Consider the following 12310-nt stretch of genomic DNA (forward strand, 5'->3'; position numbering starts at 1 on the left):
TAATGACAAAAAACTTCATTCTTAACCAACCCAGACAACAGAAATATATTACGAGCGAGCTAGAAATAGACATTGCATTATCCTGTCTTAATGCTTGTAAATATGTCCTAGTTTTGATACTTGGCCTTTGTTTGTATTCAAGTATGTAAGTGAATCTTTACCAGCAGTATCAGGGTATAAGCATAGAAAAATGAGCATGGAAAAGGAACTAGCTACAGGTAATCTCCGCATGGAAGATATCATCAAGTTAGATGAATCTAAAGCCATAAATTTGTTCAGAAAGAGATTTCAAAAATATAAAAATCTGGTAGCAGAAAAAGGAGACGCAGCTGCTTTTGAACAGATGATGGAAAAATATCCTGAACAACAAAAGGCGTTGATGGGTACTTTCATCGATCACAATACCCTAGCCAAAGGTTTCACCCAAGCTGCACCTTTATTGGGACTGATGGGCTTTGTCATGGATGTCGTAGATGTTTCTCAAAATGATACAGATGCAGCATTAGAAATTCAAAGAGTTTGCCCAGTTTTATCTATCGCCAAAGAATACGGTTTTGATAGTCCTTGTCGTGTGTTCTGCGAGATGGAACAAGAAGCTACTAGAAGGGCTTTTCCGGGAATAAAGGCAGCAATTTTGAGTAAACAAGCTGAAGGTGATTGTGTCTGTGTATTTAAGTATGAAAGGAATACAAATAACTTGCTAGTAGATACGACAGATACTCAAAATAGTTTTTCTCAATTAATATCTCGTGTTATTGCTTTTATCGGATTAATTCCAAATTTGTTTAAGGTTGGCTTTAGGATGCTGAAAATACGTTTTTTAAATTAATTTTGGAGAAACGAACCGCCAAGACGCAAAGAACGCCAAGGGAAGAGGGTATAAGAGGTTTTCTCATTGGTATTATGTATTTTTACCAGATTGGGATTGTCGCACTTTTTCACTCACGATTTTCAAATGCCTATTCTTTATTCCTCTGTGTCCTCTGCGTCTCTGTGGTTAGATTAAAATCTTAATTAGAATAACAAAATGAACAACGTTCTCGCTGATTTAAAACAGATTATTTCTGGGGAAGTTAGTAATAAGAAATCAGAGTTAGAAGCAGTTTCTCAGGATTTTGGAAACATTGTTAAAAAACAGCCTCAAGTTGTGATTCGTCCGCAAAATTCGAGTGATATTGCTGCTGCAATTAAATATGCTGCTAAACAAGGTTTAACAATTTCTTCACGGGCTGCGGGACATTCTTTAAGTGGTCAATCTTTGAATCAAGGCGGAATCCTCTTAGATATGAGGAATCTGAATCAAATTGATGAATTTAAACCCAATGAACTTTGGTTTCAAGCTGATCCTGGTGTGACTTGGAAGCAAGTTGTTGATATTGCTATACCTGATGGTGTGATTCCACCTGTCCTGACTAATAACTTTGAAGTCACTTTGGGGGGAACTCTCTCGGCTGGTGGTTTAGGTTTGAGTTCTTTTCGTTACGGTTCTCAAGCTGATAATTGTTTGGGTTTGGAAGTTGTTACTGGTACTGGTGAGATTGTTTGGTGTACACCAGAAGAAAATAGCGAACTTTTTTATCATGTTCTGTGTGGTTATGGTCAGTTTGGTATCATCACTAAAGTAAAAAATCGTTTAAGAAAATATCGCCCTTACACTCGCAGTTATTTTCTTTGCTATGACGATTTAGATCAGCTTTTACATGATGCACGTCGTCTGGTTTCAGAAGGTCGGATTGATGGTTTGGTATCTTTATTTTCACCCTGTTTACAAGGAATAAGCAGGAAAGAAAATCAGATGAAACCTTTAATTCAATGGTTCTACAGGATGCAAATTACGATAGAAGTTGATTCTGTACATGAGATAAATGAGGCAGAATTGCTTGGTAGTTTAAATTTTTATCGTCATATCCACACGGAAGACTTGACCTTTGAGAAGTTCATTCAACCATTAGGTCAAGTTCCTCATCCTGTAAATACTGCTAATACTTGGATAGATGTACTTTTACCAGCTTCTAGGGCAAAGGAATTTATTGATATTGCTATCCAGCGTTTACCTGGGTTTGTTGATTTTCGCACCGTACCTGTAGGTTCGTTTTGTCTCAATTCTTGTAAGCATAAAATGCCAATGTTTCCTTTACCTGATGATGAGTTAATTATCGGGTTGGGAATGTATCCGACTATTCCGAAAGCTCAGGTTCAAGTTGTGTTAGAGCAGTTAAATTTACTCACTGATTTGGGTTTGCAAATGGGCGGAAAAAGATATATGGCGACTTGGGCGGATTTTGATTTGCCAAGATGGCGATCGCAATTCGGGAATTACTGGTCTACTGTCAATGACATGAAACGCAAGTATGACCCTTGTGGGATTCTGAATCCTGGTTTCTTTAAGTATGAACAGCTTGTGGAGACAGGGGCGAATAGGAACCCCACCCCTAGCCCCTCCCCGCAAGCGAGGAGGGGGACAGGAATTTAATATTTTAAACCGCTATACAAGGAATTATAGAATGTTGCGAAATTCTGAGGAAATTAGAAAGTCGTCTTTGTTTCCACCCAATTTACGTTGGTTAGTCGCTTTGGGTATTACCTCGGTAATGGGGATGGGGGCTGGTGTCGTTTATGTGACTCGCCCAAAAACTAGTCCCACTCCAGTTGTGTCCACACAAGTTAGTCCACCAGTTACGCCAAAAATAAATGCGTTGGGAAGATTGTCACCAGCCGGGGAAGTTGTTAGAATTTCGGCTCCTACTGATCCTAGTGGTGGTAGTCGTGTGGCTCAATTGTTGGTTGATGAAGGTCAGCAAGTTAGGGCTGGAGATGTGATTGCTATTTTGGATAATCGCGATCGCCTGCAAGCTAATCTTAAGGAAGCACAGCAACAAGTCCGAGTGGCGAGATCACGGTTAGATCAGGTGAGGGCTGGTGCAAAACAAGGTGAAATATCCGCTAGAGAAGCCACTGTGAGAAATCTGCAAGCACAGTTAGATGGTGAAATCCAAACCCAGGAAGCTACTAATGCTCGTCTGGAAGCTGAGTTACAAAATGCAGAGATGGAATTTCGCCGCTATGAAAGTCTTTACCAGGAAGGTGCGATCGCTGCTTCAGCCCTCGATACTCGCAGATTAACCGTCAAAACCGCCGAAGAGGAATTAAATGGTGCTAAAGCCAGTTTAGGCAGAACTCAACGCACTCTCACAGCACAGATTCAAGAAGCCAAAGCCACCTTAGAGCAAACAGCAGAGGTACGTCCTACAGATGTAGCCATAGCACAAGCAGAAGTCGATAGTGCGATCGCCACTGTGGCAAAAATGCAAGTTGAGCTGGATGTCGCATACATTCGCGCTCCCCAAGCAGGTCAAATTCTCCGCGTTCAAGCTCGTCCCGGTGAAACCATCGGCGAGGAGGGAATTGTCGAACTTGGGGAAACTGATCAGATGTATGCGATCGCCGAAATCTATGAAAGTGATATTGCTAAAATTCGCCCTGGTCAAACTGCGATCATTACCAGTTCTAGTAATGCTTTTAAAGGTGAATTAAGCGGCACAGTGGATCGTATTGGCTTGAAGGTGGCTAAGAAAGATGTGTTAGATAGTGACCCCACGGCCGCTACAGATGCCAGGGTAATTGAAGCCAAAATTCGTTTAGATGAAGCTTCTAGTCAGCAAGTGGCTAATTTTACCAATCTTCAGGTGAATGTTGAAATAGTCATTAGTCCTTAGTCATTAGTTATTATCCGTATGTTTAAGCGTAAAATTCCTTTAGCTTGGCGGCAATTAATGAAGCAAAAAGGCCGGTTTTTAGTAGCTCTTTGTGGAATTACTTTTGCTGACTTTTTGATGTTAATGCAGTTAGGCTTTCAATCGGCTTTATATGATAGTAATACTCGCTTTCATGAACTTTTACAAGCTGATGTGGTGTTGGTGAGCCGCCAAGCGCAAAATTTCGGGCTTCTCAGTAGTTTTCCTCGTCGTCGTTTGTTTCAAGCTGCTAACTTCTCGGAAATTGAGTCTGTTAATCCTTTGTATGTCCGCTTAGGTGTTTGGAAAAGTCCCCAAACGAAGCTGGATGAATCAATTTTAGTCATCGGCTTTAATCCAGAACAACCAGCGTTCAATTTACCGGAAGTAAATCAAAGACTGGATCAGATTAAATATCCCAACACGCTGTTATTTGACCGCAACTCTAGCGGAAAATATGAACAGGCGATCGCACAAATTGCTGAGGGTAAACCTGTCACCACAGAACTGCAAGGGCGTAAAGTGCAAATTGGCGGTTTGTATGAAGTTGGCGCTTCTTTTGTAGCTAATGCTAGTGTGATCACTAGTGACCAAAACTATTTGCGGATTTTTTCAGGACAACAACCAGGTCAAGTTAATTTAGGTTTAATTAACCTCAAACCGGGTAGTGATGCGGATTTAGTCGCCAAAGCCTTGGAGTCTTACCTGACTGATGATGTGCAAGTTTTCACCCGTCAAGAATTTATTGATTTTGAAAAGAAATATTGGCAAGAAAATGGCGCGATTGGTTTTATCTTTTCCTTGGGTGTGACCATCGGCTTTTTCGTGGGTGTAATTATTGTTTATCAAATTATTTACAGTGATGTCATGGATCACTTGCCTGAATATGCCACACTCAAAGCAATGGGTTATCGTAATACCTATTTATTATTGGTCGTATTTCAAGAAGCATTAATATTAGCTATCTGCGGTTTTGTTCCTGGTGGTGTTGTTTCCTTTTTTATGTATGCCTTTACCCGCAATGTAACAAAATTACCGCTATTTATGACTCCTGACCGGATAATTTTAGTTTTAATTTTGACACTGACCATGTGTTTGATTTCCGGCGCGATCGCTATGCGAAAATTAAACTCCGCAGACCCAGCCGATATTTTTTAAACAAGAATAAATTTATAATCATGACATTTTAGCATAATAGCCGTGTTATCATGCTAAAATGATAGTATCATTTAAAGATAAAGGAACTGAAGATATTTTCGATGGTAAGGACTCAAAAGATGCTAGAAAGAAGTGTTCCACTAATCTTTGGGAAGTTACACAGAGAAAATTAGACCAACTGAATGCAGCTTTTTGTTTAGATGATATGAAAGTGCCACCAGGCAATAGGTTAGAAGCACTAAAAGGAGATAAAAAAGGTGATTACAGTATTCGCATTAATGACCAATATCGAGTTTGTTTTGCATGGACACCAGAAGGACCATCTCTTGTTGAAATAGTGGATTATCATTAAGAAGTAATACGCATATGAGAACCCCAAAAAATAGACCTCCGACACATCCGGGAGAAATTCTGCTTAAAGATTTTTTAGAACCAATGAAAATATCGCAAACTCAACTTGCACAATCAATTCATGTCCCCTACCAGCGAATTAATGAACTAGTGAATGGGAAGCGTGGTGTAACCCCAAGCACTGCATTACGTCTGTCTAAGTTCTTGGGAAATAGTTCTGAGTTTTGGCTCAATCTTCAACAAAATTGGGAACTGTACCATGTACTCAAGGAGGAAGAAGATGACCTCAATACTATATTAAGCTTCAGTGAAAACCAAGACCAAAAAATTGCAATCTAACTAATAATTAGTAAAAAACTTGATTAATTACTAATTACCAGTTACTGATCACAAAGTTTCAGGTACTATCGGCACACCATCTTTGAGATTTAACAGTCCTGAAGTCACAATTTGATCTTCTGGCTGTAATCCTGCCAAAACTTGATAATGATCATCTTTAATATTGCCTAACTTTACCGGCTTTTGCCGAGCTATGAGTTGAGATATCCCTTGTGGCGATTCTTCCCTTTTGATCACATAGACAAAAGTTTCCCCACCTAGACGAGACACTGCTTTTGTAGGAACTAATACCCCAGAACGCTGATTCAAAATCACTCTCGCCCGCACTAATTGATCGGGTTTTAGCTGACCTTCGGAATTATTAAAAAGTGCTTTAACTAGAATTGATTGCTGCTCATTATTAGTATCAGGAGCAATTAAAGATATTTTACTAGTACTCAGAATTTGACCTTGTGGATTCAAAACTTCTACAGGCATTCCCTTCCGTAATTGGGTGGTTTCTTCAGGTGGAACAGAAATATTTACTTCTAAAGGTTGTTTCTGTGAAACAGTAACCAGTGGCGTAGAAGTATTGACTAAATCACCTACTTTCACCGGAATTTTGCCAACTATGCCGCTAAAAGGGGCTGTGATTTTGTAATTTTGAGGCTGGACTTGTTGGTTTCTCGTATTTGCCTCAGTTTGTTGCAAGGCTTTTTCAGCCTGTGATATGGTGATTTGCTCTGCTTGAATCTGAGCATTAATTGCACCAAGATTCGCCTTGGCTGTAGCCAGTCTGCTGGCATACTGATCCCTAGAACGTCGAGATACGGCTCCTTGATTTGCTAATTCAGCATACCGATCATATTCCTGTTGCTGCAATTGCAAATCAGTAATTTGAGATTGGCGTGCTGCTGACAAGGACTGAACTTTAGCACGGGAATTTTCCAGTTGGGCGACAGCAGCTTGTCTCGCAGCATTAGTTTCAGCGATTGTTGCTTGTCTAGAGTCTACTTGGATAATTGCTGTTCCGGCTGCAACTGGATCTCCGGATTTGAGAAATATTTGGGTAACTTGTCCCGGAATTTTTGATGGTATTTGTACTGAACGCTGAGAATCTAAGCTAGCAACAAAGTCTGAACTTTCCTCAACAGTACCAACTTGTACTCTTGATACCTTGACTCTTACCCCTGGAGTTTTAATATTAGTAACTGGTGCTTGATTTGGAGGGTTTAGAACACGCCAAACTATAGCCGTGCCACCACCAAAAATTAGTATAAAAGCTAACAATAATCGTAGCCACCGCCGTTGTTTTAAGGGTGACTTGTCTGAGGTTTGTGAAAGATTGTCTGCAAAATCAGTTTGCGGATCAGGGGATGTCATAGAAAACCTAAAAACAAATTTACTAACACACTAAATCAGGATTTGGTATTTTGCCATGAAAATAATTGATTTAGGATGAAACTTTGTGAAATATGATCTAATACATATCTAAATATACTGTTTAATCAATTCTGCTTAAATCTATCTCAAGGTGCATGATAAAATCAACTTAAAAGGTGATGGGAAAAAATTCGGTTGAGCTTTGCCATACTGCCCACACCTGCGCCGTCATGGCTTGGTAAAAATAATTCGTAATTTGTAGTTAAAAACACATAAACAAATTTGATAAGTGGAAATATTGTTTGTATTTCTGTTTTCATCATTGATAAATTCAGAGAAATGTATGATTAATTACGAATTACGAATTACGAATTACGAATTATAGACTACTAATTTCTTTGGCAAATAGCTGAGAAACAAAAGGTAAAATATCCCGCCTTTTAGCGTTGGCTTTACCTTCAGTAAATACTACTAAAATATAAGGACGCTGTTCTGGTAACTCAATATATGCTGCGTCATGGCGAACTTGACTTGTCCAACCGGCCTTTGACCAAATTTGAGCATCTTGAGTAAGTCCACCCCCCAAAAAACCTGTTACCTGATCTTCTTCAACGTCAGTGGGCGAATCATCAGGGTTGAGACTACGTTTGAGCAAACTCATCATGGCTTGCGATCGCGCGCTAGACACTGCCACCCCACCCACAATACTATGAACTAACTTGGCGATCGCATTGGTAGTTACCATATTGCGATTATCGAGCATTTCCCCATAAAATGCCCGTTCCCTACCATAGGGGCCATCACCCCAAGTTTTTTGACAGACGTTAATTGTTTCCATTTCCTCCCAGCCCAAAGACTGGAAATAGCGGTTGACAATCTGACGCTGATATTTCCAAGTTTCAAAGGGGCCAACAGGTAACTCTGGGCCGGAAGTAGTGCCACTGAGGATATCTACAACTAAGCTGGTAGCATCATTGCTAGAATCAACAATCATATCTTTTAAGGCTCTTGACAACTCCTGGGAAGGCGAAGTCATGCCTTTTTCCAGCCATTCGTTCACAGCTACCAAATAAAACAGTTTGACTACACTCGCCGGGTAAATCCGCTCAACACCGCGATAAGTAAAACCACGGACTGAATGATTCCAAAAAGCGTCAGGAGTCAAAGCCCCACCAGTATTTACAGGGACTGGGGGATCGTAAACAATCCAAGTTAAAGCGACTTGGTTACGGGCTAAAGTGGGAAATGTTGACCAAGTTGCCTCTAAAATGCCATTACCAATATTTTCGAGTTGTTCGTCTTTTCTAAAGAAAATCATTGCAGAATGCTCTCTAATCCAGAATCCCAAATCATAAATTTGACATCGGCAGAATACCACTGTATTGCTGACCTGAATTTATATGACTCTCCTGAATGTACGCGCCTGACAACTCAAGCAGCTGCTGGGCGACATTTGCGGATCAGATCAAATCATCAGGTGTCAGCAGTGGAGGTGTGTTTGTGTGAGGATGACTATCCAGGGTGGGTATCTTTTGCCGATTTGGGTATATTACAACCTGCTACTGTACTTTATCAGGCTAAATCATTTTCTGAGTCTGAAATTACGAAACTACTACCAAATGTGATTGCTTTTACCCAAAAAGCGATGCAACAGTCAAATTATTATCTGTGGGGTGGTACAGTCGCGCCAAATTACGACTGTTCGGGGTTAATGCAGGCGGCTTTTGTTTCGGTGGGTGTTTGGTTACCCAGAGATGCTTATCAACAGGAAGCTTTTACTGAGAAAATTCCTTTGACAGAGTTAGCGCTTGGGGATTTGGTGTTTTTTGGCACTCCCGAAAAGGCTACTCATGTGGGGCTGTATTTGGGTGATGGTTATTACATTCATAGTTCGGGAAAAGATCAGGGGCGAAATGGGATTGGAATTGATATTCTCTCGGAACAGGGCGATAGGGTAAGTCAGTCATATTATCAGCAGCTGCGAGGTGCTGGTAGGGTGATGAAGAGTTACAAACCACAGAGACGCTGAGAAATATGAAGGGTGGGTTAATTTCCAAGGAGTTAAATGGGGAAATTGGGGCGATTTCGGTGATTGTCCCCGATGTTTCCGTGGTTGTGCCGGTGCGGGATGAGGTGGAAAGTTTACCACTTTTGCTAGAGGCGATCGCTTCCAATATCATCTCTAGTAATTTTAGTTATGAAATCATTTGTGTAGATGATGGTTCTACAGATGGATCGGCTGAATTTCTCAAGGAACAGGCAAAAATCCGGACTGATTTAAAGGCGGTGCTGTTGCGTCGTAACTATGGACAAAGTGCAGCGATGGCGGCTGGGTTTAAGTATGCGATCGGCAAAGTGATTGTCACCTTGGATGCTGATTTGCAAAATGACCCGGCTGATATCCCCTTATTATTAGCTAAATTGGCAGAAGGCTATGATTTGGTGAGTGGTTGGCGACATGAACGCCAAGATGCGGTAGTTTCCCGCTTAATTCCTTCTAAAATTGCCAATTGGCTAATTGGAAAAGTGACCGAAGTTAAGTTACATGATTACGGTTGTTCTCTCAAAGCTTATCGGTCGGAAGTTTTGGCAGATATGAATCTCTACGGTGAACTGCACCGATTTTTACCTGCTTTGGCTTACATTGAAGGGGCGCGAATCACCGAAATCCAGGTGCGTCACCATGCGCGGCGCTTTGGTCGCAGTAAGTATGGCATTTGGCGGACGTTCCGCGTGATGATGGATTTGTTAACTATCTACTTTATGAAGAAGTTCCTTACCCGCCCGATGCACGTTTTTGGGCTATTGGGTTTAGGTTCGATGGTGACAGGAACGCTGATTGGGATTTACTTAACTTTTATTAAATTAGCTTTCGGTGAAGCTATCGGTAATCGCCCTTTGCTGATTTTGGCAGTTCTGCTGCTAGTCACTGGGGTACAGTTGTTTTGCTTTGGTCTGTTAGCTGAATTATTGATGCGGACTTACCATGAATCTCAAGGTCGTCCCATCTATCGGGTGCGAGAAGTAGTAGCGAAAAATGTTAAGTAACGTAACAATGTGATTAACACTCTGGAAATAAACTTACATTTATTTTGAAAGTTCTTCATACATTGGACGCTAAACTACGACGTAACCTGCTGGTGTTATTTACAGCAGGTTTATTATTCTGGTCTAGCATTGCTTCATTACTGCCCACTCTACCCCTGTATATCGAAGATATCGGCGCAACCAGTCAACAGATTGGCATTGTTATGGGTAGTTTTGCTATCGGGATGTTGCTATTTCGCCCTTGGTGTAGCAATTTAGCCGATCGCCGGGGTCGTAAGATTGTTTTGCTAATTGGGATGTCAGCAGCTGCGATCGCACCTCTAGGTTATATCTTCGCCACGACAATCATCCCATTAATGGTGTTACGAGCCTTTCACGGCATCAGTATTGCCGCTTTTGGGACTGCTTATATCGCATTAGTAGGAGATTTAGCCCCTGCAAAAAATCGTGGTGAAGTGATTGGCTACATGAGTTTGGTCAATCCGATGGGTGTAGCCATTGGCCCAGCCTTGGGGGGATATTTACAAGCCGCAGCTGGTTACACTCCATTATTTATCTTATCTGCGGCTTTGGGTTTGGCAGGAATGTTATGTATTGTACCTATCATCAATCCCCCTATCGCTGATTCCCTCCATACCAGCCCCGCTGATCACCAATTTTGGGGACTTCTATTCAGTCCTCGTGTGCGGATTCCCGCAATTGTCATGTTGTTAATTGGTGTGGCTTTAGGTACTTTGCATACCTTTGTGCCGTTGTTTATCAAATCAACTAATATAGATTTGAATCCAGGACTGTTTTATACAGTAGCTGCGATCGCCAGTTTTAACGTCAGGTTGTTCACTGGTCGAGCTTCTGATAAATATGGCAGAGGTTTATTTATCACCCTCAGCTTGATTGCCTTCACCTTAGCATTGGTAGGTATTTGGCAAGCCAACAGCGCCCCGATGTTCTTACTCTCAGCATTTGTCGAAGGTGCTGCTTCTGGGACAGCAATCCCCATGATGGCGGCGATGATGACAGACCGCGCCCTACCTCATGAACGAGGGCGAATCTTTGGCGTATCTTTGATCGGATTGGATATTGGGATTGCGATCGCCGGGCCGGTTCTCGGTTCCATCGCCGAACAAGTAGGTTACCGCAATATGTTTGGTTATGGTGCTGGTTTAACTTTTTTAGCGATTATCATCTTTCTCACCCAGTCTAGCCATGACCTCAACAATTCCCTGCGCTTTGCTTTGGGGCGTGCTAAAGATACTTATGCGTTAAATAATGGCAACTAGTACCGCTGCGCGGAAGTCAAAAATCAAAAGTCAAAAGTCAAAATTTCAGCCGTTCTGTACTAGAAATTAAAAAAAGGCAAAATAGAATTATCTCTACTTTGCCTTTTTCTTTTTTCAAACGGGCGAGGAGGGATTCGAACCCCCGACACCGTGGTCCGTAGCCACGTGCTCTAGTCCACTGAGCTACACACCCTCACAAGAATTTCATATTAACACTACTATCAAAATAATGCAAGACCATTTTTTATCTAATTCTGCCGATTTAACGCATCTTGATAATCAGGGCGAAGCACAGATGGTTGATGTGTCTGGAAAAGTGCCTACTATCAGAGAAGCAGTAGCCGTGGCTCAGGTGCGAATGTTGCCAGAAACCTTCGCTGCAATTCAAGCCGGCAATGCCCCAAAAGGGGATGTATTAGCCACGGCGAGGTTGGCGGGAATTATGGCAGCTAAACAGACAGCTACATTGATTCCCCTGTGTCATCCTTTGCCACTACAAAAAATTACAGTTGAAGTCACACCCGACCCCCAACTTCCTGGCTATCAAATTCATGCCATAGTCAAAACCAAAGCCGAAACAGGTGTAGAAATGGAAGCATTAACAGCCGTTTCTGTGGCGGCTTTGACTTTATACGATATGGCCAAAGCTTTAGAAAAGTCTATTGTAATTGAATCGATTCAACTAGTAAGTAAAACTGGCGGGAAATCAGGCGACTATTCCTCGCCAGTAGCATCATCTAAATAATGTTGCCGATGGCTTTATTGAGATCAGTTGGAGTTTCGTACTCTTGGTTTTCTGGTAGTTGCTCTAATATGGAAAGTAAGTCTTGATCCGCGCCTTGTTTTTGTGCGTGCTGAATTAATTCTTGCTTGCTAGCCGGATAATCAACACCTTTCAAATGTTTTTGGATTTCAACGGGATTTGCTTTCGTCATTTTGATCAACCTCTAATGCTTATTAATCAGGACTTACGCAACAATTGCCAAAAATCTTGATTTATCGAACCGCCAAGCCGCCAAGAACGCCAAGAAAACGTAG

13 protein-coding genes and 1 tRNA gene are annotated in these 12310 nt (G+C 41.5%); 10 read left to right on the plus strand and 4 right to left on the minus strand.

Features of this window, described 5'->3' with window-relative positions; genetic code table 11:
* Positions 1–196 precede the first annotated feature (196 nt).
* The 6 genes from AACX33_RS16720 to AACX33_RS16745 all read left to right on the plus strand — a co-directional run bounded on the left by AACX33_RS16720 (position 197) and on the right by AACX33_RS16745 (position 5582).
* A complete protein-coding gene (locus tag AACX33_RS16720) occupies positions 197–829 on the plus strand; it encodes a hypothetical protein (protein WP_227788694.1) in 633 nt (210 codons plus the stop codon).
* A gap of 198 nt (positions 830–1027) precedes the next feature.
* Positions 1028–2473, plus strand: coding sequence for an FAD-binding protein (locus AACX33_RS16725; protein WP_194002617.1), 1446 nt, complete (start codon positions 1028–1030; stop codon positions 2471–2473).
* Positions 2474–2504: 31 nt separating this feature from the next.
* Positions 2505–3716: an ABC exporter membrane fusion protein gene (locus AACX33_RS16730; protein WP_194002616.1), complete on the plus strand. Its 1212-nt coding sequence runs from the start codon at positions 2505–2507 to the stop codon at positions 3714–3716.
* A gap of 18 nt (positions 3717–3734) precedes the next feature.
* Positions 3735–4892: an ABC transporter permease DevC gene (devC, locus tag AACX33_RS16735; protein ID WP_194002615.1), complete on the plus strand. Its 1158-nt coding sequence runs from the start codon at positions 3735–3737 to the stop codon at positions 4890–4892.
* A gap of 58 nt (positions 4893–4950) precedes the next feature.
* Positions 4951–5244, plus strand: coding sequence for a type II toxin-antitoxin system RelE/ParE family toxin (locus AACX33_RS16740; protein WP_194002609.1), 294 nt, complete (start codon positions 4951–4953; stop codon positions 5242–5244).
* Between the two features lie 14 nt (positions 5245–5258).
* Positions 5259–5582, plus strand: a complete 324-nt coding sequence (locus AACX33_RS16745) for a HigA family addiction module antitoxin (RefSeq protein ID WP_194002607.1) — start codon at positions 5259–5261, stop codon at positions 5580–5582.
* 48 nt (positions 5583–5630) lie between these two features.
* Here AACX33_RS16745 and AACX33_RS16750 read toward each other — a convergent pair whose 3' ends face one another.
* Positions 5631–6944, minus strand: a complete 1314-nt coding sequence (locus AACX33_RS16750; protein ID WP_194002605.1) for an efflux RND transporter periplasmic adaptor subunit — start codon at positions 6942–6944, stop codon at positions 5631–5633.
* A gap of 379 nt (positions 6945–7323) precedes the next feature.
* Positions 7324–8262 carry a serine hydrolase gene (locus tag AACX33_RS16755; RefSeq protein WP_194002603.1) on the minus strand — a complete coding sequence of 313 codons (939 nt, stop codon included), beginning with the start codon at positions 8260–8262 and terminating at the stop codon, positions 7324–7326.
* A gap of 6 nt (positions 8263–8268) precedes the next feature.
* Between AACX33_RS16755 and AACX33_RS16760 the strand changes: the two genes are divergently transcribed.
* Genes AACX33_RS16760 through AACX33_RS16770 form a run of 3 tightly spaced genes read left to right on the plus strand, consistent with a single transcriptional unit; the run spans position 8269 to position 11272 of the window.
* Entirely contained in the window at positions 8269–8973 is a 705-nt protein-coding gene (locus tag AACX33_RS16760) for a C40 family peptidase (protein WP_194002601.1), read from the plus strand.
* 5 nt (positions 8974–8978) lie between these two features.
* Positions 8979–9992: a glycosyltransferase family 2 protein gene (locus AACX33_RS16765; RefSeq protein ID WP_194002599.1), complete on the plus strand. Its 1014-nt coding sequence runs from the start codon at positions 8979–8981 to the stop codon at positions 9990–9992.
* 44 nt (positions 9993–10036) lie between these two features.
* A complete protein-coding gene (locus AACX33_RS16770; RefSeq protein ID WP_194002597.1) occupies positions 10037–11272 on the plus strand; it encodes an MFS transporter in 1236 nt (411 codons plus the stop codon).
* A gap of 119 nt (positions 11273–11391) precedes the next feature.
* On the opposite strand, the gene AACX33_RS16775 is transcribed toward AACX33_RS16770, so the two are convergent.
* Positions 11392–11465: transfer RNA gene (locus AACX33_RS16775), tRNA-Arg, on the minus strand.
* A gap of 36 nt (positions 11466–11501) precedes the next feature.
* Between AACX33_RS16775 and moaC the strand changes: the two genes are divergently transcribed.
* Positions 11502–12017, plus strand: a complete 516-nt coding sequence (gene moaC / locus AACX33_RS16780) for a cyclic pyranopterin monophosphate synthase MoaC (RefSeq protein ID WP_194002595.1) — start codon at positions 11502–11504, stop codon at positions 12015–12017.
* Here the strand turns inward: moaC and AACX33_RS16785 are convergent.
* Positions 12010–12207 carry a DUF2795 domain-containing protein gene (locus tag AACX33_RS16785; RefSeq protein WP_194002593.1) on the minus strand — a complete coding sequence of 66 codons (198 nt, stop codon included), beginning with the start codon at positions 12205–12207 and terminating at the stop codon, positions 12010–12012. The two genes, moaC and AACX33_RS16785, sit on opposite strands and share 8 nt — an antisense overlap.
* Positions 12208–12310 lie beyond the last annotated feature (103 nt).

This window comes from Nodularia sp. LEGE 04288 (genome assembly GCF_963896525.1).
In the GTDB taxonomy this organism is placed as follows: Bacteria; Cyanobacteriota; Cyanobacteriia; order Cyanobacteriales; family Nostocaceae; genus Nodularia.

Coding starts and splice junctions, on each gene's coding strand:
- AACX33_RS16720 (WP_227788694.1), top strand. CDS start 197: ATGGAAAAGGAACTAGCTACAGGTAATCTCCGCATGGAAGATATCATC.
- AACX33_RS16725 (WP_194002617.1), top strand. CDS start 1,028: ATGAACAACGTTCTCGCTGATTTAAAACAGATTATTTCTGGGGAAGTT.
- AACX33_RS16730 (WP_194002616.1), top strand. CDS start 2,505: ATGTTGCGAAATTCTGAGGAAATTAGAAAGTCGTCTTTGTTTCCACCC.
- devC (WP_194002615.1), top strand. CDS start 3,735: ATGTTTAAGCGTAAAATTCCTTTAGCTTGGCGGCAATTAATGAAGCAA.
- AACX33_RS16740 (WP_194002609.1), top strand. CDS start 4,951: ATGATAGTATCATTTAAAGATAAAGGAACTGAAGATATTTTCGATGGT.
- AACX33_RS16745 (WP_194002607.1), top strand. CDS start 5,259: ATGAGAACCCCAAAAAATAGACCTCCGACACATCCGGGAGAAATTCTG.
- AACX33_RS16750 (WP_194002605.1), bottom strand. CDS start 6,944: ATGACATCCCCTGATCCGCAAACTGATTTTGCAGACAATCTTTCACAA.
- AACX33_RS16755 (WP_194002603.1), bottom strand. CDS start 8,262: ATGATTTTCTTTAGAAAAGACGAACAACTCGAAAATATTGGTAATGGC.
- AACX33_RS16760 (WP_194002601.1), top strand. CDS start 8,269: ATGCTCTCTAATCCAGAATCCCAAATCATAAATTTGACATCGGCAGAA.
- AACX33_RS16765 (WP_194002599.1), top strand. CDS start 8,979: ATGAAGGGTGGGTTAATTTCCAAGGAGTTAAATGGGGAAATTGGGGCG.
- moaC (WP_194002595.1), top strand. CDS start 11,502: ATGCAAGACCATTTTTTATCTAATTCTGCCGATTTAACGCATCTTGAT.
- AACX33_RS16785 (WP_194002593.1), bottom strand. CDS start 12,207: ATGACGAAAGCAAATCCCGTTGAAATCCAAAAACATTTGAAAGGTGTT.